A 21348-nucleotide genomic window follows, 5' to 3' on the forward strand; every position below is an offset into this window, starting at 1 on the left:
GTTTTTCCCTCTCAAGAAATCAGTTTTTCCAGATCATCGAGGGATAGACGTTTGAGGGCCTCCAGGGATTTAGCCAATTCATCCTGAACGGGCGACATTTCGTCGCGCAGCGCCTCGATCCGGTTGCAGAACGCTTTCAGGGTATCGGCTTCGAACAGTTCCTTGAGCGGCACCTTGTCGCCCAGCCGCTCCTTGATCCGGGTCACCACCAGCGTCGCCAGCAACGAATGGCCACCGAGCTGGAAGAAGTTGTCCGCCAGGCCCACGCGCTCGACTTCCAGCACTTCCTGCCAGACCGTCGCCACCTCCCATTGCAAGTCGGTCTGCGGCGCTTCGTACTGCTGCTGCGTCGGGCTCTCGCCCAATGCCATCAGCGCCTTGCGGTCGAGCTTGCCGTTCGGGGTCAGCGGCACCACCTCGATCACATGCAGATACCCCGGCACCATGTGCGCCGGCAAACGACTGGCCAATGCGGCGCGCAGGCGCTCGGCCAGCGCCGCCGGGTCGGTCGCCGGTTGCGCCGCCACGACGTAGCCGTGCAGGTGCTTGCCCGCCGCGCCGTCCTGCGCCAGCACCACCGCTTCGCGCACCTCGTCCTGCTCCAGCAGGCGCGCTTCGACCTCGCTCAGCTCGATACGGAAACCACGGATCTTCACCTGATGGTCGGCGCGCCCCAGGTACTCGATGTTGTCGTCCGCGCCCTGGCGCACCAGGTCGCCGGTGCGGTAAAGCCGCTCGCCGTTGCCGGCATACGGGTTGGGCACGAAGCGCTCGGCGGTCAGCCCCGGGCGCATCAGATAGCCCCGGGTCACGCCGGCGCCGCCCAGGTACAACTCGGCCGCCACACCGGCCGGCAAGCCATTGAGTTGCGTGTCGAGCAGGTACGCCACGGTGTTGTCCAGCGGCCGGCCGATGTTCGCCTGACCACGCGCGGTGCGCAGGGTAAACGTCGAATACGTGGTGTCTTCCGATGGACCGTACAGGTCGTAGACCCGCTTGACCGATGGGGTCGCGTACAGTGTGTCCACCAGGCTCTGTTTCAGCGGCTCGCCGGCCAGATTGATGGTCGCGACCGACGATGGAATCTGCCCGGCCCGTTGCAGCGCGGTAATCGCCGACGGCACCGTGTTGATCAGCGTGACCCGCTCGCGGGCCGGCAACTCCGCCAGGGCCAGCGCGTTGTCCGCCAGCACCATGCAGCCACCGCTGGCCAGGGTGACAAAGATCTCCCAGACCGACAGGTCGAAGCAGATCGAAGTCGACGCCAGCACACCGCGCAGTTGCTCCTCGCGGTACACCCCTTGCGACCACTGGATCAGCGCAGTGAGGTTGGCGTGACTGATGGCCACACCCTTGGGCTTGCCGGTGGAACCCGAGGTGTAAATGACGTAAGCCAGGTTTTGCCCGCTGATCCCGGCCACCGGCGCAGTGGTCGGATACCCGGCCAGCGATTGCTCGCCCTCCTCCACCAGCACCACCTGAGCGCTCAACGCGTCAGGCAGCATCGCCTGCGCTGCCGGCTCGGTCAGCAATACTGCGGCGCGGCTGTCGTCGAGCATGTGCAGCAGACGTTCCTGCGGGTAATCCGGGTCCAGCGGCACATAGGCGCCACCGGCCTTGAGAATTGCCAACAGCGCGACCAGCATGTCCGGGGTACGGCGCATGCACACACCGACCCGCACCTCCGGCCCCACGCCCACCGCTTGCAGTTTGTGCGCCAGACGATTGGCCCGCAGGTCGAGGTGGCGATAGTCGATCTGCTGTTCGGCGTAGATCACCGCCGCTGCATCCGGTCGCAGTGCAACGCGGGACTCGATGAACTCGAGCACCGTGCGCGAATCGGTCGCCGTGACGCCGGCCTTGCCCCAGTCGATCGCTTGCTTGCGCTGCGGCTCGTCGAGCAATTGCAAGGTGCCCAACGGTTGCGTGGCGTTGCCGAGGAACTGGCTCAACAGACTTTCGAGCTGACGACTCAGGCCGACGATCGTCGCAGCACCGAACAGGGCCTGATCGTAACTGACGCCCAGGCTCAGCTCGCGACCGGTGACCGCCACCAGCGTCAGCGGGTAGTTGGTCTGCTCCTGACGGCGGATCGCCGAGAACACCAGACCGGTATCCGGCCCCTGTTGCAGGGCTTCGGCCATCGGGTAGTTCTCGAACACCAGAATGCTGTCGAACAGCGCTCCCGCACCGAGTCCGGCCCAGCGCTGAATCTCGTAGAGCGGCGTGTGCTCATGCTCGCGCAGCGCCAGGTTGAGGCCCTGCACGTGTTGCAACCAGCGCTCGACCGGCATCTCGGCGGACGGCGCCGCCACGACCGGCAAGGTGTTGATGAACAGGCCGATCTGCTGCTCGACGCCGGGCAGATCGGTCGGACGTCCGGCCACCGTAGCGCCGAAGGCCACGCTGTCCTGACCGGTGTAACGCTGCAACAGCACCAGCCACGCCGCTTGCACCAGGGTGTTGAGGGTGACTTTCTGCTCCCGGGCGAAACGGTTCAGGTCCGCCGTCAGCTGTTCGCTGAACACGTGCTGGTGATCGGCATAACCGCTGACGCCGGACGGCTGCGTCGGCACGGCACTGGCCAGACGCGTCGGCTCTTCGAGCTCGGCCAGCGCGTGCTTCCAGAACTCCCGGCTCGCCGGCTGATCGCGCTGACCCAGCCATTCGATGTAGTCGCGATAACGTCCCTGGGCAGCAACCGGAGTCAGGCCCGCATAACGCTGCAGCACTTCACCGAACAACTGCGAGGTACTCCAGCCATCCATCAGGATGTGATGGCAGGTGTAGATCAGGTGATGCGTCGAATCATCGGTACGCACCAGCGAAACCCGCAACAGCGGCGCGCCCGTCAGCTCGAAACCGTTGGCCAGATCATCGCCGGCCAGTTGTTCCAGCGCAGTGTCGAGGTCGGTTCGACCCCGCCAGTCCTGCACGCTCCACGGCATTTGCACGCTCTGGCGAACCACTTGCACCGCTGCAGCGGCGTCGCTCGGCCAGACAAACGCGGTACGCAGAATGTCGTGGGCGTCGAGGGTCTGCTGCCAGGCCTGACGGAAACGCTCGGCCTCCAGATGTTGCACGTCGACCCGCAGCTGGTTGGTGTAAGCCGGGCTGTCGGGGTCGTTGAGGCTGTGGAACAGAATGCCTTGCTGCATCGGCGACAGCGGGTACAGATCGGTGATCTCCCGGGCCGGAATCGGCAGTGCCGAAAGTTGCGCCTGCGTCAGGCTCACCAGACTGAAATCGGACGGCGTGACGCCGGCCTCGCCGCTGTCGCAGCAGTGCTCGATCAGCCGTTCCAGCTCCAGGCGATAAGCCTCGGCCAGTGCCTGCACCGTGTCGGTACGGTACATGCCCGAACCGAATGTCCAGGTCAGTTCCAGCTCGCCGCCATACACCTGACCGTCAATGCTCAACCAGTTGCCCAACGGTGCCGTGGCGTCCTGATTGGCCCCGGTGCTTTCGCCGGACGGCACGAACAGGGCGCCCTCGGCGGCACTGAAGTCGCCGTCGAACTGGCCCAGATAGTTGAAGGTCACCCGTGGCGGGGCCAGCGAACGCAGCTCGGCGGCACCGGTCAGGTAGCGCAGCACGCCGTAACCGATGCCTTTGCCCGGCACGGCGCGCAGTTGCTCCTTGATCGCGCACAACGATTCGCCCGGCCCTGCCTGCGGTGTCAGACGCACCGGGAACAGGCTGCTGAACCAGCCCACCGTACGGCTCAGGTCGAGTTCCTCGAACAAGTCTTCGCGACCATGGCCCTCAAGCTGGATCAGCACCGACGGCTGTCCGCTCCAGTCACACAACACCCGCGCCAACGCCGTGAGCAGCAGATCGTTGATCTGGGTGCGATACGCGGCCGGAGCGACCTTGAGCAACTTGTGGGTCAGTGCCTGGCTCAGGCGCGAACTGACGCGTTGCGCCTGCTCCTGAGTCTGCACGTCCTGTGCAAAGTCCCGTGGTAACTCCACGTCATCGGCACTCAGGGTCGCCTGCCAATACTCGCGCTCGCGGCCCAGGGTTTCACTTTGGGCATAACGGTGCAGATGCTCGGCCCAGCTCTGCAGCGAACTGCTCTTGCCCGGCAACACCAGCGGCGTGCCCGATGCCAGTGCGGCGTAACCGAGCTGCAAGTCTTCCAGCAGGACGCGCCAGGACACGCCATCGACCACCAGGTGATGGATCACCAGCAACAGGCGCTGTTCACCGTCCGGCAGATTCGCCAGCACCGCCCGCAGCAGTCGCCCCTGTTGCAGATCCAGACTGCGCTGGGCCAGATCCGCCAGCGCCGTCAGTTGATCCAGGCTGTCCAGATCACGCACCCACAACAGCTCCGGGTCGCGTTGCGTCTGGAACGTTGCCTGCCACACATCGCCCGACGCCTGGAAGTTCAACGCCAGTGCATCATGCTGCTCGATCAGTGCCGCCAGTGCGGCTTGCAGATGACTGGCATCAAGCGGCGCCTGCGGTTGCAGCATCACCGACTGGTTCCAGTGCTCTCGCCGGGCAATCGGTGTTTCGAAAAAGCGCGCCTGAATCGGCAGCAAAGCCAGCTGCCCGCCGACCTTCTGCGGCGCTGCCGCCACGGGTTTGGCTTCGATCAGTTTGGCCACCGCCGCCAACTGGCCGACGGTCTGCTTCTCGAACAATTGCTTGGGGCTCAGCTTGATGCCCTGGCGCTTGGCCCGGGCAATGATTTGCAGGCTGAGGATCGAGTCACCGCCCAGTTCGAAGAAATTGTCGGTGCTGCCCACACGCTCGAGCTTGAGCACATCGGCCCAGATCGCCGCGAGTTTTTCCTCGACCTCGCCCACCGGCGCGACGAAGCGCTGCGTCACCACGCCCGGCACCGGCAAGGCGCGCTTGTCCAGTTTGCCGTTGGCGGTCAGCGGCAATTGCTCCAGCAGGACAACCTGCGCCGGCACCATGTAATCCGGCAGACGGGCTTGCAGTTGCTCGCGCAGTGTTTCCGCCTTCAGCGCTGCATCCGCCGCCGGCACGCACCAGGCCACCAGTTGCAGCCGTGTCGGGTCGTCATCCAGCGCCAGTGCCAGCACCGCCGCTTCGCTGACACCGTCCAGGCCGAGCAGCACCCGGGCGACTTCCGCCGGTTCTACCCGATACCCGCGCACCTTGACCTGATCGTCGGCGCGCCCGATGAACTCCACCGCCTGCTGGCGATTGCGACGCACCCGGTCGCCACTGCGATAGACCCGCGCACCGGCCGGCCCGAACGGATCGGGAACGAAGCGCTCGGCCGTCAGCCCCGGCTGCCCAAGGTAACCGAGGGCAACACTGTCGCCGCCGATGTACAGCTCGCCCGCAACCTGATCGGCCACGCTGTTGAGTACATCGTCAAGCACATACACATGGGCCCCGGCCAATGGCGTGCCGACCGGCACACTGCGAGCCCCCGGTTCCAGCGAACCGACTTCGTGGGCCAGTACACCGACGGTGGTTTCGCTCGGGCCGTAGTGGTTGATGACCCGGCAACCCGGCTTGAGCTGACGCACACGCTCCACCAGCGCCGGCGAACACGCTTCGCCGCCGACAATCAGCGCCTGCTCCGGCAGCACATCGGCTGCACGCGACGCCTGCAACAAGGCCGCCAGATGTCCCGGAACGATTTTCAGCATGCCCACCCGGTGCCCGGCCATGTACTCGGCGAAGCGATCCGGATCGAAGCCCAGCTCTTCCGGCAATACATGCAGCAACCGGCCCGAGCACAGCGCGCCGAACAGCACGGTGAAACCCAGGTCCGCCGCGATGGTGGAGACCAGCGCCATGCTGGTGTCCGGCGCCGGATCGAGACGCTCCAGCACACCGCGCACGTAACTGGCCAACGCACCGTGGCTGACCAGCACGCCCTTGGGTTGTCCAGTGGAACCGGAGGTGTGAATCACATAGGCCGGCGACTGCGCCGACAACTCACAGGCCGGGGCCGTCGCCGGCTGCTGTTGCCATTGCTGCGCATCGAATGCCAGCCCCTGACAACCGGCGACCGCCAGTTCCGAAACCCGCGAATCACCCTCGGCACACACCACTGCCCGAGCCTTCGCGGCGCCGAGCATCTGTTGCAAGCGCGCCATCGGCGCCTTGACGTCCAGCGGCATGTACACCGCGCCAGCCTTGATGATCGCCAGCACGCACGTCAGCCAGTCGAGCGAGCGCTCCATCAGCACCGCCACCGGTTGACCGGCAATCGCGCCTTGGGCCAGCAGATGATGCGCGAGGCGATTGGCAGCCTGATCCAGTGCCTGGAAGCTCAAGCCGCCATTCAGATCCCGCGCTGCCAGCGATTGCGGCTGGCGCTCGACTTCGCGTGCCCAGTGCCGCAACACCGACTGTGCCGGTTCACGCGGTGCCGCGAGCGCGCTCGGCAATGCCGTCGCCACGGTGTGCAGTGGCGCCTGTGGCGCTTTCAGCAGCGCACCGAACAGACCGAGCAAGGCCGAGACAAAACCTTCGACGGTTGCGTGTCGATAGAGGTCGCTGGCGTAGGTCATCTGCCCGTGAATCAACGTGCCGTCGTCGGTGATGTCCAGCGCCAGATCGAAGTGCGTGCCGTCCTTGTCCAGCGGATACTCCGCCACGGTCAGGCCCGGCAGCGCCATCGAGCGCTGTTTCTGCATGCCGACGTTCTGGTTGAACTTGGCCTGGAACAACGGGTTGTGCCCCAACGTACGCTCGGCGACCAACTCGTCCACCAGTTGCTCGAACGGCAGCTCCTGATGGGCCTGCGCGCCGAATGACGCCTCGCGCACCCGCGCCAGCAAGTCCTCGAAACTGCCTCGCTCATCCACCTCGCAGCGCAGCACCTGCGTATTGACGAAGAAACCGATCAGCCCTTCGACCTCGGCGCGACTGCGGTTGGCGTTGGGCACGCCGACGCGGATGTCACGCTCTCCGGCCTGACGCGAGAGGAACAGCGAGAACCCTGCGAGCACCAGCATGAACAGACTGATGCCTTGAGCACGGGCGAACCCGTTGAGCTGACGTGACAGATCCGCGCCAAAATCGAAGCTCAAAGTCTGGCCTTCAAAACTCTGGGTCAGCGGCCGGGCGAAGTCCGGGGCGACCTCCAGCAGCGGATGTTCCTCACCCAGTTGCTGACTCCAGTAATCGAGTTGACGCTCGCCCTCGCCGGCTTCCAGCCAGCGCCGCTGCCAGATGGCGTAGTCGGCGTATTGCAAGGCCAGCGCCGGCAACTGCGGTTCGCGCTGCAGGCTGAACGCCTGATAGCACTGCACGAATTCCTTGACCATCACGTCCATCGACCAGCCATCGGAGACGATGTGGTGCATGCTCACCACCAGCACGAACTCATCGTCCGCCAGGCAAAACAGACTGGCGCGAAGCAACGGGCCGTGGCGCAGATCGAACGGCTGCGCCGTCACCTTCTGCACGTGCTCGGCCAGCGTCTGCTCGCGTTCTTGCGCGGCAACACCGGTCAAGTCGATGCGTTCCAGCGCAACGCCCTGCGGTTCGAGGATCACTTGATGCGGCTGCTCGCCGTCGGTGCGGAACACCGTGCGCAGCACTTCATGGCGCGCCAGCAGGTGATCGAACGAGCGGGTCAGCGCCGCTTCGTCCAGCCGTCCTTTCAGGCGCAGGCCGGCGGCCATGTTGTACGCGGCGCTCTGCGGCTCGAGCTGCCAGAGAAACAGCAAACGCTGCTGGGCGAACGACAGCGGAATCTGCGCGCAGTCGTGGCGGCTGACCGGCAGCGGCAGCAGGCTGAAATCCTTGCCCTCTTCGCGCAGTTTGGCCAGAAACAGCCGACGCTGCTCAAGCGGCAAGCCGACGAATCTTTTAGCGATACGCTCCGCCATGGTGCCGCTCATACTTCTTCTCCTTCCAATTCATTCATGAACAGGTCCATGTCGGACCAGTCGTTATCCGCTGCACCGTCGGCCAACTGCGCCACTGCCTGGGCCAGTTCACCGAGCAGCGGCTTTTCGAACAGATTGCGCAGCGGCAACACCACGTTCAGCTGTTTCTTGATCCGGCCGATCACTTGCGCCGCCAGCAGCGAATGGCCGCCCAGCTCAAAGAAGTGATCGTCCAGACCGACACGTGGCACTTGCAGGACATCCGCCCAGATCTGCGCCAGGGCTTGTTCGATGTCCGATTGCGGGGCGCGGTAATCGACCTGCAATTGGTCCATGTCCGGCGCCGGCAAGGCCTTGCGATCGAGCTTGCCGCTCGGCGTCAGCGGCAACTCCGCCAACAGCAGCAGATGGCCCGGCACCATGTAGTCCGGCAGCCTGGCCTGCAGCGAAGCCCTGACCTGCTGACGGAACGCCGACTGACCGGCCACCCCGTCCAGCACTTCCTGATCGGCCACCAGATACGCCACCAGTTGCAGGCTGCCATTGAGCGGCAAGGCCAGCACCACGGCCTCGCGGATGCCCGGGCATTGCTGCAGGCGCGATTCGATTTCACCCAGCTCGATACGGAAACCGCGGATCTTCACTTGATGGTCCATGCGACCGACGTATTCCACCGCGCCATCGGCGCGTAAACGTGCGCGGTCACCGGTGCGGTACAGGCGTTCGCCGCTGGCAAACGGGTCGGCAATAAAACGCTCGGCGCTCAGGGTCGGCTGTCGGTGGTAGCCGCGCGCCAGGCCCGGGCCGCCGATGTACAACTCGCCCACCGCGCCTTGCGGCAGCAGGTTCAAATCATCGTCCAGCACGTACAGGCGACGTGCGGCCAGACCGTGACCAATCGGAATGCCGCGCCACGACACGGCGTCAGCGGTCAGCGCCGAGCAGTCGTGGATCGTCGACACCACGGTGGCCTCGGTCGGCCCGTAGGTATTGAGCAGGCGCACATGACCCAGCCCGGCCTGTTGCCACAGACGCAGACCGTCCACCGCCATCGCCTCGCCGCCCACGTGTATCTGGCGCAGCGCACCGAAATGCGCTGGAGGATTGGCGGCGTATTCCTGCACCAGCCAGTACCAGTACGCCGCCGGCAAGTCGGCCAGGGTGATGCCGTGTTCGAGGATCACCTGATGCAATGTCGCGCTGTCCCACAGACGCGCGTCGCGCAGCACCACGCTCGCGCCGTGACAGAGCGGCGGGAAAAACTGCTCGACGAAGCCGTCGAAGCTGCTGGTCGCGAACTGCAAGACCCGGTCGCCTTCGCGCAGGTCGCTGTAGTCGATGGCGCGCTCAATGAACTCGCTCAGCGCGGCATGACTGATCGCCACGCCCTTGGGCCGACCGGTCGAGCCGGAGGTATAGATCACGTAGGCGAGGTTTTGCGGCTCGACCGTCACCGGCAGATTGTCGCTGGCGCCATCGTCGGGCAGCGTGTCCAGGCACAGGCTTTGCACACCGTCGAGAGCCGGCAGAACGGCCAGCGTCTGCCGGTCAGTCAGCAACAGGTTCAGTCCGCTGTCGTCGAGCACATGGCGCAAACGCTCGCCCGGCGTCTGCGGATCCAGCGGCACATAGGCGCCGCCGGCCTTGAGCACGGCCAGTAAGGCGACGGCCAGTTGCAGCGAACGCCCCAGCGCCACGCCGACCAGCACATCTGGGCCGACACCCCGGGCGCGCAGTTGATGGGCCAGGCGATTGCTGCGCCGGTTCAGTTCGGTATAGCTGATCGAGGGTGACGGCTCGCTCGCCAGAATCACCGCCGGCGCCTCGGGCGTACGCACCACTTGCGCTTCGAACAGGGTCTGAAAGCTGTCCAGTCGCGGGCTCGTTTCGGCGATCTGGATCAAGCCCTGCTGCTCGGCGACGTCCAGCATCGAAAGGTTGCCGATCAACTGCTGCGGATCACGGCAGACCGACACCAGCACGTTGCGCCAGTGCCCGGCCAGCGCGGCGATGGTGGACTCGTCGAAAATATCGGTGGCGTAGGTGAACGCGGCGAACAGTTGCTCGCCCTCTTCACGGGTGTCGAGCATCAGATCGCTGGTGGCCGCATGTTCGCGGCCGCTGCCGGTCAGTTGTTCCTCGGTCAGGTAACCGACCCGCAAGCCGGACGCCAACTGCGCCTGCTGCAAATCGGTCACCAGCGGCTGATGGTTGAACATCACCTGGAACAGTGGGTTATGGCTCTGACTGCGGGCCGGTTGCAGGGCTTCGATCAAGGCATCGAACGGCAGATCCTGATGGGACTGCGCGCCGGCCGCGGACTGGCGCAGGCTCTGCAACAGATCGGCGAAACGGCTGTTGGCGGTGACCACGCTGCGCAGGATCTGCGTATTGACGAAAAAGCCGATCAAGCCTTCGGTTTCGCTGCGGGTACGGTTGGCGATCAGGCCGCCGACGCGAATGTCGGTCTGGCCGCTGTAGCGATGCAGCAAGGTCTTGAACGCCGCCAGCAGAACCACGAACAGGGTCACGCCCTGACGTTGCGCGAGATTCTTCAGATCCTGGCGCAGGCCGGCGTCGATGACCGTTTCCAGACGCGCTCCACGGTGACTGGCCTGGGCCGGGTACGCGCGGTCGGTCGGCAGTTCAAGCACCGGATGTTCGTCGCCCAGTTGCGCGCGCCAGTAGTCGAGCTGCCGCTCGCGCTCGCCCGCTTCCAGCCAGCTGCGTTGCCATAGCGCATAGTCGCGGTAGTGCACGGTGATCGCCGGCAATTGTGGCTCGCGCCCGGCCACCAGCGCATCGTAGGTGCGCATGAATTCATCGATGAGAATGTTCATCGACCAGCCGTCGGCGATGATGTGGTGCAACGTCAGCAACAGCACGTGTTCCTGCGCGTCCAGCCGCAGCAGACGCAGGCTCAGCAAAGGCCCGTTTTCCAGATCGAAGGCTTGCGTGGCCTCCGCCATCATGTGCTGCCGGGCCAGCGGCCAGCGCTGATCCTCGGGCAACGCGCTCAGGTCAGTGAGGGTCAACTTGACGGGCTGCGGTTCGGCGACTTTCTGGAAGGCTTGTTCGCCCTCCTGACCGAACGTGGTGCGCAGGCACTCATGCCGCGCCGCCAGCAGGCTGAACGCCTGCTCCAGCGCCTCGGGCTGCAACTCACCGCTCAGGCGCACGGCCATTGGCAGGTTGTAGGCGGCGCTTTGCGGATCCATCTGCCAGAGAAACCACATCCGCTGCTGGGCATAGGACAAGCCGTCACGCTCGGCGGCCCCGATGCAGGCGGTCATGGGCAGCTGCGCAAAATTGATCCCTTCACGGGCCATGCCGGCGAGGAACAAACGACGTTTGTCCTGAGGCAATTCGATAAAGCGGCGGGCGAGTTTCTGTGCGTCTGCGGCATTCATGCATTGGGTCCTTGCTGATCGGCGGCGTGACCAGGAGGCCCGGTCGTATCAACAAGAACGAATGACAAACGCCATGATTTAGCGGGGCCGGGCAATCCCCGGCCGACGGTCGCCGGGGACTGGCGCACAAACGCCGAAGCCGGCACTCGACCGGCTTCGACAACCACCCGCTCTCCTGCTGCGACGGGTCAGAGGGCGTCCTGGGAGTGACCTTCGGCCATGGCCACGATCACCTTGCGCGGGCCTTCGAACGGCGAGCGGGCATGGGCCGACAACATGTTGTCGAGCATCAGCACATCCCCCTCCTGCCACGGGAAGCTGATGGCGCATTCGTCGAGCACCGCACGTATCTGGCTCAACACTTCATCCTCGATGGGCGAACCGTCACCGTAGTAGACGTTACGCGGCAGGTCCTCTTCATCGACGATGTCCAGCAGGCTCTCGCGCACCTCCGGTTGCAGGTTGGAGATGTGGAACAGGTGCGCCTGATTGAACCAGACCATGTCCCCGGTGACCGGATGCCGGGCCACTGCCTGGCAGGTCTGGCGGGTACGCAGTTCGCCGTCGTCCTTCCATTCGCAGACAATGCCGTGGGCCTGGCAGTAGGCCTCGACCTCGGCCTGGTCTTCGGTGTTGAACACATCTTCCCAGGCCACATCCAGGCCGTTGCCGAAGTTGCGCACATACATCAGACCCTTGCTGACGAAGCGCTCGCGGATCGCCACCGGAATCCGGCGATACACTTCGCGACTGTCGGCAATCGGCGTTTCGCCACCGGACCTGGCCGCGATCATGCTGTAGAACCAGATCTTCATCGGCCAGTCCCGGGAGTAGGCCTGCTCGTTATGCAGCGGAATACTCTGGTGCGCCGGGTATTCGGTGGAGGTGTACACCCCCTGGGTCACGTTGGTCCGTGGCGTGGAGCCGAACTCATAGTTCAGCAGCGGATGGCCGAAGCTCGCCGCAAACTCGCGAAAGCGCTCCGCGCCCTCCAGCCGGAATCCACGAAACAGCAAACCGCCGTCTTGCAGCAGATGCTTATCGACCAGCTCTTTCAATTCGTCGAACACCGCCAGCAAGTCGGTATCGGCGTCGCTCGCCTCCACCAGCAGCGGCAGGCGACCGCGATGCGGCAACAACGGACGGACGGAAAATCCCTCAGCAACAGCCATGACTGGCCTCCTCAAAACACTCGATTGGTGAACCGCGCTTTACAGCGCCGGTGCCGCCGACAGCGCATGGCGCCGGTGATGGGCTTCCAGGTGATTCTTGAGCGTGCGGATGACCCGGGCTTCATGCTCATGAATGAAAAAGTGCCCACCGGTCATCATGTCCACCGAAAAACTGCCCAGCGTCTCTTTGCTCCAGCCGATCAACTGTTCGGTGGTCGCCCGGTCTTCCTTGCCGCCCAGCACATGCACCGGGCAATTGAGCAGTGGCCGCTCGATCGGCGTGAAGCGTCCGCACATCATGAAATCGGCGCGCAGGACCGGCAGCGTCAGGCTCATCAGCTCCTGATTGGCCAGTACTTCTTCGCTGGTGCCCTGAAAGGTGCGCAGCTGTTCGATCAGCTCTTCGTCGCTGCGCGGCTCGGAAAAACCACGATCGTAATCGCTGCGCATGCTCGGGGCGGCGGTGCCGGAGGCGAACAGCGCCACCGGCTCGGGCGCACCAAGATCGCGAAAGGCGTGGGCCAGCTCGCACGCGAGCAGCGCGCCCAGGCTATGCCCGAACAGCGCATAGGGCGCCTGCAGCGAAGGTTTATGCTCGCGCGCCAGTTGCCGGGCCAGGGCCCGCATGTCGATTTGCAGGGGTTCGTCGTAGCGCGCGCCGCGTCCGGGCAACTCCACCGGTTGCAGTTGCATCCACGACGGCAGCTGGCGCCGCCAGCGGCTGTAGACCATGGCGCTGGCGCCCGAATAGGGCAGGCACAGCAGTGTCAGCTTTGTCACCGCGTTTACCTCAATGGGTTATCTGTAAAAGAGAACGGATGAGGCACGACGGGAATTAGTCCGGGTGACGATCACTTCAAATGACGGAAACTCTGCACCGCCGAGCCCAGCACCACCGCCCCGGCGGCAATCGCCAGCCAGAAGCCGCTGCGGGCACCGAATGCGTCCACCAGCGCGCCGGAACCGGCAGCGCCGATGGCCACGCCGATGCTCAGACCGGTCACCAGCCAGGTCAGGCCTTCGGTGAGTTTGGCCGGCGGCACGATGCGCTCGATCAACGCCATCGCCACGATCAGTGTCGGGGAGAAGAACAGGCCGGCGATGAACACCGCGACGGCCAGCCCGAAAATATTGCTCGCCAGCAACAGCGGCAGCGTGGTCACCGCCGTCGCCAGACCGCCGTAGAGAAACAGGCGCGGCAACGGCAGCTTCGAGCGCATCGCGCCGAAGGCAATCCCGGCCAGACAGGAACCGATGGCGTACACCGACAGCACGATGCTCGCCGCCGCCGGCTGGCCCTGCTGCTGGGCGAACGCGACGCTGACCACATCCACCACGCCGACAATCACGCCCATGGCGAGCATCAACGCCAGAAGCCATTGCACGTCGGTTGAACGAATGATTGAACCTTGATGCTCTGATTCGTGCGGATGCACCGGCGGCTCGGTGCTGCGCTGGGCGACGAATGCCGTGACGCCGATGGCCAGCATCAACAGTGCCGCCAGCGGTCCGGCCTCGGGAAACACACCGACGCACAAGCCTACCGACAGCGGCGGGCCGACGATAAAGCAGACTTCGTCGAGCACCGACTCCAGCGCATAAGCGGTCTGCAACTGCGGCTGGCCGCGATAGATTTCGGTCCAGCGCGCCCGCGCCATCGCCGACATGCTCGGCATGCAACCGGCCAGTGCTGCGCAGACAAACAGTGTCCAGGTCGGCGCCTGCAAGCGGGTGCACAGCAGCAACATCAGCAGCGCGCCCCCGCCGATCAGCGCCGCCACCGGCAGCACTCGCCCCTGACCGAAACGGTCCACCAGCCGCGACACCTGTGGCGCGCAAAACGCCGTGGCCAACGCAAACGTCGCCGCCACCCCACCCGCCAGCGCGTAGCCGCCGGTCAATTGCGAGAGCATGGTGATCACGCCGATGCCGGTCATGGAAATCGGCATGCGCGCGATCATCGCGGCAATCACAAAAGCCCGGGCGCCGGGGGCGTTGAACAGTTCGCGGTAAGGGTTTGCCATCGGATGCAGCCTCATCAGGGGCGGCCAAGTTGCCACAAAGCCTGACGGCCGGGGAAGCAAGGAATTGTTGGTGGAATGTGAAGTCCCCAACGCACGCAGGGCCAATCGCTGCCGCATAAACCTGTCGATGATTTCATGTACGCGGATGAACTCTCGCCGCCGCCCATCAGTCAGCTAAATAAGCTCTCAACCCAAGGCGCGACCCTGCATGCAGATTTCCCTCGCCCGCCAAGTGGCTCTTGTCACCGGCGCCAGTTCCGGCATCGGCCACGGCGCCGCCAAAGCCCTGGCCGCTGCCGGTGCCGCCGTCGTCATCAACTACAACCGGCAGGCCGAACCCGCCGAAGCGCTGGCCCGGCAGATCGTCGCCGACGGTGGACAGGCCATCGCCATCGGCGCCAATGTCTCGAAGGAAGAAGACGTTGAGCGACTGTTCCAGCAAACCCTCGACGCCTTCGGAACGCTGGACATTCTGGTGGCCAATTCCGGCCTGCAAAAAGACGCGGCGGCTGTGGATATGTCGCTGGCCGACTGGAACGCAGTGATCGGCGTCAACCTCACCGGCCAGTTCCTCTGCGCCCGGGCCGCGCTGCGGATCTTCAATCGCCAGGGCGTGCGCGAAGGCGTGTCGCGAGCCGCCGGCAAGATCATCCACATGAGCTCGGTGCACCAGCGTATTCCCTGGGCCGGGCACGTTAACTACGCAGCGTCCAAGGGCGGCGTCGATCAGTTGATGCAGACTTTGGCCCAGGAAGTCAGCCACCAGCGCATCCGCATCAACGGCATCGCACCGGGGGCGATCCGCACGGCCATCAATAAGGACGCCACCGAAGGCGACGCCGCGCAGGACCTGCTCAAACTCATCCCTTACGGGCGCATCGGCGATGTCGAGGACGTGGCCAACGCGGTGGTATTTCTCGCCTCCGATGCCTCCGACTACATCGTCGGCACCACCCTGTTCATCGACGGCGGCATGAGCCTCTATCCGGAGTTCCGTGGCAATGGCTGAGCATCAATCCGAACGACAAAGCCCCATCGACGCCCACGGCATCATTGGCGACATGCGCAGCGCCGCGCTGGTCAACGACAAAGGCAGCGTGGATTTCTTCTGCTGGCCGGAGTTCGACAGCCCGTCGATTTTCTGTTCGCTGCTGGACACCCCCGATGCGGGGATTTTCCAGCTCGCTCCCGACCTGCCCGATGCCCGGCGCGAACAGATCTACCTGCCCGATACCAACGTCCTGCAAACCCGCTGGCTAAGTGATCACGCCGTGGTGGAAATCACCGACCTGCTGCCCATCGGCGACAACGACGATGCCTTGCCGCTGTTGATGCGTCGGGTGCGAGTGGTCAGCGGGCAGGCGACGTTTCATCTGCGCTGCGCGGTTCGGCATAACTACGCCCGCGTTGAAACGCGCGCCGTCAACGATAAAAAGGATGTGCTGTTCAGCGCCAGCGGCCAGCCGACACTGCGGTTGGCCTCGGATCAGACCTTGAGCATCGATAACGCTGCGGCGGTCGGGCAATTCACCCTCAAGCAGGATCAGACCGCCGCGTTCATGCTCGGCGCCAGCGACGATCCGCGCTTTGCCGAAGGCGCCGCGCAGCTGTGCATCGAACGCACACTGAAGTTCTGGCGCGACTGGATCGGCCAGTCCAACTATCGCGGTCGCTGGCGGGAAATGGTCAACCGTTCGGCCCTCGCTCTGAAGTTGCTGACCTCACGCCAGCACGGCGCAATCCTCGCCGCCGCCACCTTCGGCCTGCCGGAAACACCCGGCGGCGAACGCAACTGGGACTACCGCTACACCTGGATCCGCGACGCCTCGTTCACCGTCTACGCCTTCATGCGCCTGGGCTTTGTCGACGAAGCCAACGCCTACATGCGCTGGCTGCGCGGGCGGGTCAGCGATTGCAGCGGCAAGTCGTCGATGAAGCTGAACATACTCTATGCGATCGACGGCCGCCAGGAACTGCCGGAAACCGAACTCACGCATTTGTCGGGACATGGCGGTGCAAAACCGGTGCGCATCGGCAATGGCGCCTACGACCAGATTCAACTGGATATCTTCGGCGAACTGATGGACGCCGTTTATCTGGTCAACAAATACGGCGACGCGATTTCCCACGAAGGCTGGCAACACGTGATGGAAGTGGTCGATCAGGTCTGTGAGACCTGGCAGACCAAGGATGTAGGCATCTGGGAAATGCGCGGTGAGCAACATCACTTCCTGCATTCGCGCCTGATGTGTTGGGTGGCGCTGGACCGGGCCATCCGCCTGGCCTCGAAACGTTCGCTGCCGGCGCCGTTCGCCCGCTGGGACCAGACCCGTCAGGCCATCCATGCCGACATCTGGGACAACTTCTGGAACGAAGAGCGCGGGCATTTTGTGCAGTACCAGGGCGGCACGGCGCTGGATGGCTCGATGTTGCTGATGCCGTTGGTGAGGTTCGTCAGCGCCAAGGATCCGAAATGGCTGGCGACGCTGGAAGCCATCGAAAAAAATCTGGTGCGTGACGGCATGGTTTATCGCTATCGCAACGATGACGCGGGTATTGATGGCTTGTCCGGCACTGAAGGCGCTTTTGCCGCGTGCTCGTTCTGGTACGTGGAATGCCTGGCCCGCGCAGGGCAAGTTGAAAAGGCTCATCTGGAATTCGAGCAACTGCTGCGCTACGCCAATCCGCTGGGGCTGTACGCGGAGGAATTCGACAACCGAGGCCGGCATCTGGGCAACACGCCACAGGCATTGACGCATCTGGCGCTGATCAGCGCGGCGAGTTTTCTTGATCGCAAGCTGAGTGGGGAGAAAAATTACTGGCAGCCGTAGTCATCCTTCTTCGCCAGTGCCTGTAAGAAAGATCCCAACTCCAATCGCCGTTTGTAGGATGGCTACCTACGAACGGCAAACACCCCCGAGCCTTGCGGTTGAAGGGCTGGCCCACACAATCGATTCCTTTCGATACAACTTGTTGATGGCACGCCCTACAGAAACCTGCCAACCCCGTGTAACGCTTGTCCCGCAACTCGCACTTACACCCCGAAATACCTTGTTGCCAGCTGTTACATCGCCCCCTACCATCCACCGCAACGGGCACAGCGGAGCTGTCCAATAAAAACCCGATTCAAGGAACCAGAATGAGCCAACGCATCCACCGCCAGATCGATACCCCACTACGCACCGGCCTCAAGCGCGACGAACTGTGGGAAGCCGCCGACAAGGGCCTGATCAAATGCTGGGAAATCGGCCGCCAGCGCGCCGCCCGTTTCCCCGACCTCGCCCAACGCTGCAGTGCCGATGAACTGCCGGTACTGGGCTGGAAAGGCGGGGTCAGTCGCAGCCTGAAGAAGAATGAAAAATACGGATCGCTGAAATACCTGGCCCAGTGGCAGGGGTTGCGTGGGGAGGATCTGGATATTGATCTGGGTTCCGAGCGAGTCATGACCTGCTCGCGGACGAAAATGGTGGTGACGTTTACGCCGGATCGCAGCAAGTATTTCAATCAGGTGGCGGAAGCCGAAGCTTAAGGAGAAGCGCAATGGTCGATCTGCATCAGGAGTTTCAGAACAGCAGTTTCTTTCATCAAGCCCGAATCGACCGTCGCTCCGTCGACGCGCTGACTGGAATCGCCGCCGGGCTTGCAGCAGACGGCAAGATCAATCAGCAGGAAGCCGAATTTCTCAAGAACTGGATCGAATCGCACTTGATCCATCTGAATGATCCGGTCGTCAACATCCTTTATAAGCGTCTCGCCGACATGCTGAGTGACGGCGTTCTTGATGCACAAGAGTCGGTCGAGTTGCTGGAAATGCTTCACCAGTTCGCAGGTCTTCCAGTCGGCGCACAGCAACCCTTCGTTGCCTCAACCTCTCTGCCTCTGGACAACCCTGCTCCGGCATTGAGCTGTGCTGATCGTGTCTTTCTCTTCACCGGTGTCATGGCCTACGGCCCCCGCAAGGACTGTGAGGCGTTGATTGTCGAGCGAGGTGGATTGATCGGTGGTTCTGTCAGCAAAAAGATTCATTATCTGGTGGTAGGCAGCATCGGTAATGATCAATGGCTTCACAGCAGCTATGGCACCAAGATCAAGAAAGCAGTTGAGCTTCGCGACAGCGGCGTGCCGATTGCCATCATCAGCGAAGACCATTGGCAGAAGGTGTTATTCGGATAATGGGAGAGAGAGATGACCCAAGCTGTGATGCAGTTTTGCAAGACTGAAAGCCTGACCATCGGCTATGAGCATCACGGCCCGGAAAACGGCACGCCGGTCATCCTCCTCCACGGCTTCCCCTACTCCCCCCGCGCCTACGACGAAATCGCCCCGCCCCTAGCCGCCAAGGGTTATCGGGTAATCGTGCCGTACCTGCGCGGCTACGGACCGACCCGTTTCAACAGCCCGGACACGCCGCGTTCCGGCCAGCAAGCGGCGCTGGCGCAGGATCTGCTGGATCTGATGGATGCACTGGGGATCGAACAAGCGACATTGTGCGGTTACGACTGGGGCGGTCGGGCGGCGTGCATTGTGGCGGCGTTGTATCCCGAGCGCGTGCGCGGGTTGGTGACGGGCGACGGCTACAACCTGCAAGACATTCCGAATTCGGTCCGGCCGCTGGATCCGCAGAGCGAGCATCGTTACTGGTATCAGTACTATTTCCATACGCCCCGAGGCGTTGAAGGGCTGACGCAGAATCGTCGGGCGCTGTGTGAGTTGCTGTGGCAATTGTGGTCACCGACCTGGGCGCGGAACGCCGAGCGTTTTCCGCTGAGCGCAGCGGCGTTCGACAACCCGGATTTCGTTGAGGTGGTGATTCACTCCTACCGTCATCGCTTCATGTATGCGCCGGGCGATCCGGCGCTGGAAGGGATGGAGCAGGCGCTGGAGAAACAGCCGGCGATCGGCGTGCCGACGATTTCGCTGTGCGGTGCCGATGATGGCGTAGGCCCGGCGCCGGTGGACGATGAAGATGCCCAACACTTCACCGGAGTTTATGAGCGGCGGGTGCTGGCCGGTGTCGGACATAACATTCCCGAGGAAGCGCCGGGCGAAACGCTCAAGGCATTACTGGATCTGCTCCAGCGCTGACCGAAAACCGCTCCCGATAAGCCTGCGGCGTCACACCCATGGCCCGCAGGAAACTGCGTCTCAAGGTTTCTTCACTGCCAAATCCACAATTCGCCGCCACCCGTTTGATCGGCAATCCGGTGTCGCTCAGCAATCGGCGGGCGGTTTCGACGCGGATCAGTTCGATGGCCCGGGCCGGGGTCTGGCCGGTGTCGGCGCGGTAGTGGCGCACGAAGCTGCGTTCGCTCATGCCGGCCTGTTCCGCGAGGGTCGGGATGCCCAAGTCGCAGGTCAGGTGTTCGGCGATCCACGCGTGCAGATCATCGAAGCGGTTGCCCTGTTTTTGCAGCGACAGCGTCACGCTGAATTGCGACTGCCCGCCCGGGCGTTTGAGGAACACCACCAGTTGCCGGGCGACGTCCAGGGCCATGTCGCGGCCGAGATCGTCTTCGACCATGGCCAGCGCCAGGTCGATGCCGGCGGTGACGCCCGCCGAGGTCCAGACCGGGCCGTCGTTGATGAAGATCGGATTGGGCTCGACCTGCAAGCGTGGGTGTTGCTGCGCCAGTTGTTCGCAGCGGGTCCAGTGGGTGACGACTCGCCGGCCGTCGAGCCAGCCGCTGGCAGCCAGAAGAAAGGCGCCGGTGCAGACCGAGGCCACGCGCCGGCATCCGTTGGCGTGCTCACGCACCCAACTCACCAATTCGGCGTCTTCGGCAGCGGCGTAGACGCCCCAGCCGCCGGCGATGATCAGCGTATCGCTGGGCTGCGGCGGCAGCGGCTCGGCCAACATCGCCAACCCGGCGGACGAGTTCACCGCCCCGCCACCGCTGGCAATCACCGTTGGCGCGTACGGCGCAGGCAAACCCTGCTGGCGGGCGATGTCGTTGGCCGAGGCGAAGACCTGCAACGGCCCGGTGACATCGAGCAATTGCACATTGGCGAACGCGAGGACGTGGATGGTTTTCGGCATTTGGCGTAATTCGTGGGCTGATTGGCGTATGCGCCAAAACCTACGCGCCTACAGTGAAGCCGTCTACCCCCTTTTCACGGAGAAGAACCATGGCGTTGCAGATCGGTTTTCTGTTGTTTCCCCAGGTGCAGCAACTCGACCTGACCGGCCCGTACGACGTACTGGCCTCGTTGCCGGACGTGCAGGTGCATCTGGTCTGGAAGGATCTGGTGCCGGTCACCGCCAGCACCGGGCTGGTGCTGAAACCGACGACCACCTTCGAGGACTGCCCGGATCTGGATGTGATTTGCGTTCCCGGCGGTGCGGGCGTCGGGCCGTTGATGGAGGATGAGCAGACGCTGGCGTTCATCAAATCGCAAGCGGCGCAGGCGCGGTACGTGACGTCGGTGTGCACCGGTTCGCTGGTGCTCGGCGCGGCGGGTCTGTTGCAAGGTAAGCGGGCGACCACGCACTGGGCCTATCACGATCTGCTGCCGACACTGGGTGCGATCCCGGTGAAGGATCGGGTGGTGCGCGACGGCAATCTGTTTACCGGGGGCGGCATTACGGCCGGGATCGATTTTGCTCTGACCCTGGCGCAGGAACTGGTGGGAGTCGATACGGCACAACTGGTGCAGTTGCAGCTGGAATATGCGCCGGCGCCGCCGTTTGATTCGGGCAGCCCGGACACGGCGCCGAGTGCTGTTGTCGATGAAGCGCGCAAGCGTGCGGCGCCTTCGCTGAAGTTGCGCACGGAAATCACCGAGCGCGCGGCGGCAAAGCTCAACCTGCGCTGACATTTCAGCCACACCCGAGAACTTGTGGGAGCTGGCTTGCCAGCGATAGCGGTGAGTCAGTCAATGAAGATGTCGACTGTGCAGACGCCATCGC

The 21348-nt window shown here is 63.8% G+C and carries 12 protein-coding genes; 6 read left to right on the forward strand and 6 right to left on the reverse strand.

Annotation, left to right across the window (positions count from 1 at the left end; translation table 11 throughout):
- Positions 1-11: 11 nt before the first annotated feature.
- The 5 genes from GQX66_RS18110 to GQX66_RS18130 all read right to left on the reverse strand — a co-directional run bounded on the left by GQX66_RS18110 (position 12) and on the right by GQX66_RS18130 (position 14441).
- Positions 12-7847 (reverse strand): non-ribosomal peptide synthetase, encoded by a 7836-nt coding sequence (locus GQX66_RS18110; protein WP_240870284.1) that lies wholly within the window; start codon positions 7845-7847, stop codon positions 12-14.
- On the reverse strand, positions 7844-11245 hold the full coding sequence (locus tag GQX66_RS18115; RefSeq protein ID WP_240870286.1) for an amino acid adenylation domain-containing protein: 3402 nt from the start codon (positions 11243-11245) through the stop codon (positions 7844-7846). Before GQX66_RS18115 ends, GQX66_RS18110 begins: the two co-directional genes overlap by 4 nt.
- A gap of 188 nt (positions 11246-11433) precedes the next feature.
- A complete protein-coding gene (locus GQX66_RS18120; RefSeq protein WP_085747869.1) occupies positions 11434-12417 on the reverse strand; it encodes a TauD/TfdA family dioxygenase in 984 nt (327 codons plus the stop codon).
- A 39-nt stretch (positions 12418-12456) separates the two neighbouring features.
- Positions 12457-13197: an alpha/beta fold hydrolase gene (locus GQX66_RS18125; RefSeq protein WP_039770083.1), complete on the reverse strand. Its 741-nt coding sequence runs from the start codon at positions 13195-13197 to the stop codon at positions 12457-12459.
- Positions 13198-13268: 71 nt separating this feature from the next.
- Positions 13269-14441: an MFS transporter gene (locus GQX66_RS18130; RefSeq protein WP_240870287.1), complete on the reverse strand. Its 1173-nt coding sequence runs from the start codon at positions 14439-14441 to the stop codon at positions 13269-13271.
- A 208-nt stretch (positions 14442-14649) separates the two neighbouring features.
- Here GQX66_RS18130 and GQX66_RS18135 point away from each other — a divergent pair, with 208 nt between their 5' ends.
- The 5 genes from GQX66_RS18135 (at position 14650) to GQX66_RS18155 (ending at position 19526) form a co-directional block, all read left to right on the forward strand.
- On the forward strand, positions 14650-15450 hold the full coding sequence (locus GQX66_RS18135) for an SDR family oxidoreductase (protein ID WP_240870290.1): 801 nt from the start codon (positions 14650-14652) through the stop codon (positions 15448-15450).
- Positions 15443-17272, forward strand: a complete 1830-nt coding sequence (locus GQX66_RS18140) for a glycoside hydrolase family 15 protein (RefSeq protein WP_240870295.1) — start codon at positions 15443-15445, stop codon at positions 17270-17272. Before GQX66_RS18135 ends, GQX66_RS18140 begins: the two co-directional genes overlap by 8 nt.
- 308 nt (positions 17273-17580) lie before the next feature.
- A complete protein-coding gene (locus GQX66_RS18145) occupies positions 17581-17970 on the forward strand; it encodes a hypothetical protein (RefSeq protein WP_240870296.1) in 390 nt (129 codons plus the stop codon).
- 11 nt (positions 17971-17981) lie between these two features.
- Positions 17982-18614 (forward strand): BRCT domain-containing protein, encoded by a 633-nt coding sequence (locus GQX66_RS18150; protein ID WP_240870298.1) that lies wholly within the window; start codon positions 17982-17984, stop codon positions 18612-18614.
- A 12-nt stretch (positions 18615-18626) separates the two neighbouring features.
- Positions 18627-19526, forward strand: coding sequence for an alpha/beta hydrolase (locus GQX66_RS18155; protein WP_240870300.1), 900 nt, complete (start codon positions 18627-18629; stop codon positions 19524-19526).
- Here the strand turns inward: GQX66_RS18155 and GQX66_RS18160 are convergent.
- On the reverse strand, positions 19495-20478 hold the full coding sequence (locus GQX66_RS18160) for a GlxA family transcriptional regulator (protein ID WP_102717698.1): 984 nt from the start codon (positions 20476-20478) through the stop codon (positions 19495-19497). The genes GQX66_RS18155 and GQX66_RS18160 overlap by 32 nt on opposite strands.
- Before the next feature lie 89 nt (positions 20479-20567).
- Here GQX66_RS18160 and inhA point away from each other — a divergent pair, with 89 nt between their 5' ends.
- Complete coding sequence (gene inhA / locus GQX66_RS18165; protein ID WP_240870302.1) at positions 20568-21254, forward strand: isonitrile hydratase; 687 nt, start codon at positions 20568-20570, stop codon at positions 21252-21254.
- Positions 21255-21348: the final 94 nt, after the last annotated feature.

It is taken from the genome of Pseudomonas sp. B707, assembly GCF_022496685.1.
Classification (GTDB): domain Bacteria; phylum Pseudomonadota; class Gammaproteobacteria; order Pseudomonadales; family Pseudomonadaceae; genus Aquipseudomonas; species Aquipseudomonas paraglycinae.

Bases quoted from the DNA above. Each gene is read 5' to 3' on its own strand.
- GQX66_RS18115 (WP_240870286.1), bottom strand. From the start codon at position 11,245: ATGAATGCCGCAGACGCACAGAAACTCGCCCGCCGCTTTATCGAATTG.
- GQX66_RS18110 (WP_240870284.1), bottom strand. From the start codon at position 7,847: ATGAGCGGCACCATGGCGGAGCGTATCGCTAAAAGATTCGTCGGCTTG.
- GQX66_RS18145 (WP_240870296.1), top strand. From the start codon at position 17,581: ATGAGCCAACGCATCCACCGCCAGATCGATACCCCACTACGCACCGGC.
- inhA (WP_240870302.1), top strand. From the start codon at position 20,568: ATGGCGTTGCAGATCGGTTTTCTGTTGTTTCCCCAGGTGCAGCAACTC.
- GQX66_RS18155 (WP_240870300.1), top strand. From the start codon at position 18,627: ATGACCCAAGCTGTGATGCAGTTTTGCAAGACTGAAAGCCTGACCATC.
- GQX66_RS18150 (WP_240870298.1), top strand. From the start codon at position 17,982: ATGGTCGATCTGCATCAGGAGTTTCAGAACAGCAGTTTCTTTCATCAA.
- GQX66_RS18140 (WP_240870295.1), top strand. From the start codon at position 15,443: ATGGCTGAGCATCAATCCGAACGACAAAGCCCCATCGACGCCCACGGC.
- GQX66_RS18135 (WP_240870290.1), top strand. From the start codon at position 14,650: ATGCAGATTTCCCTCGCCCGCCAAGTGGCTCTTGTCACCGGCGCCAGT.
- GQX66_RS18160 (WP_102717698.1), bottom strand. From the start codon at position 20,478: ATGCCGAAAACCATCCACGTCCTCGCGTTCGCCAATGTGCAATTGCTC.
- GQX66_RS18130 (WP_240870287.1), bottom strand. From the start codon at position 14,441: ATGGCAAACCCTTACCGCGAACTGTTCAACGCCCCCGGCGCCCGGGCT.
- GQX66_RS18120 (WP_085747869.1), bottom strand. From the start codon at position 12,417: ATGGCTGTTGCTGAGGGATTTTCCGTCCGTCCGTTGTTGCCGCATCGC.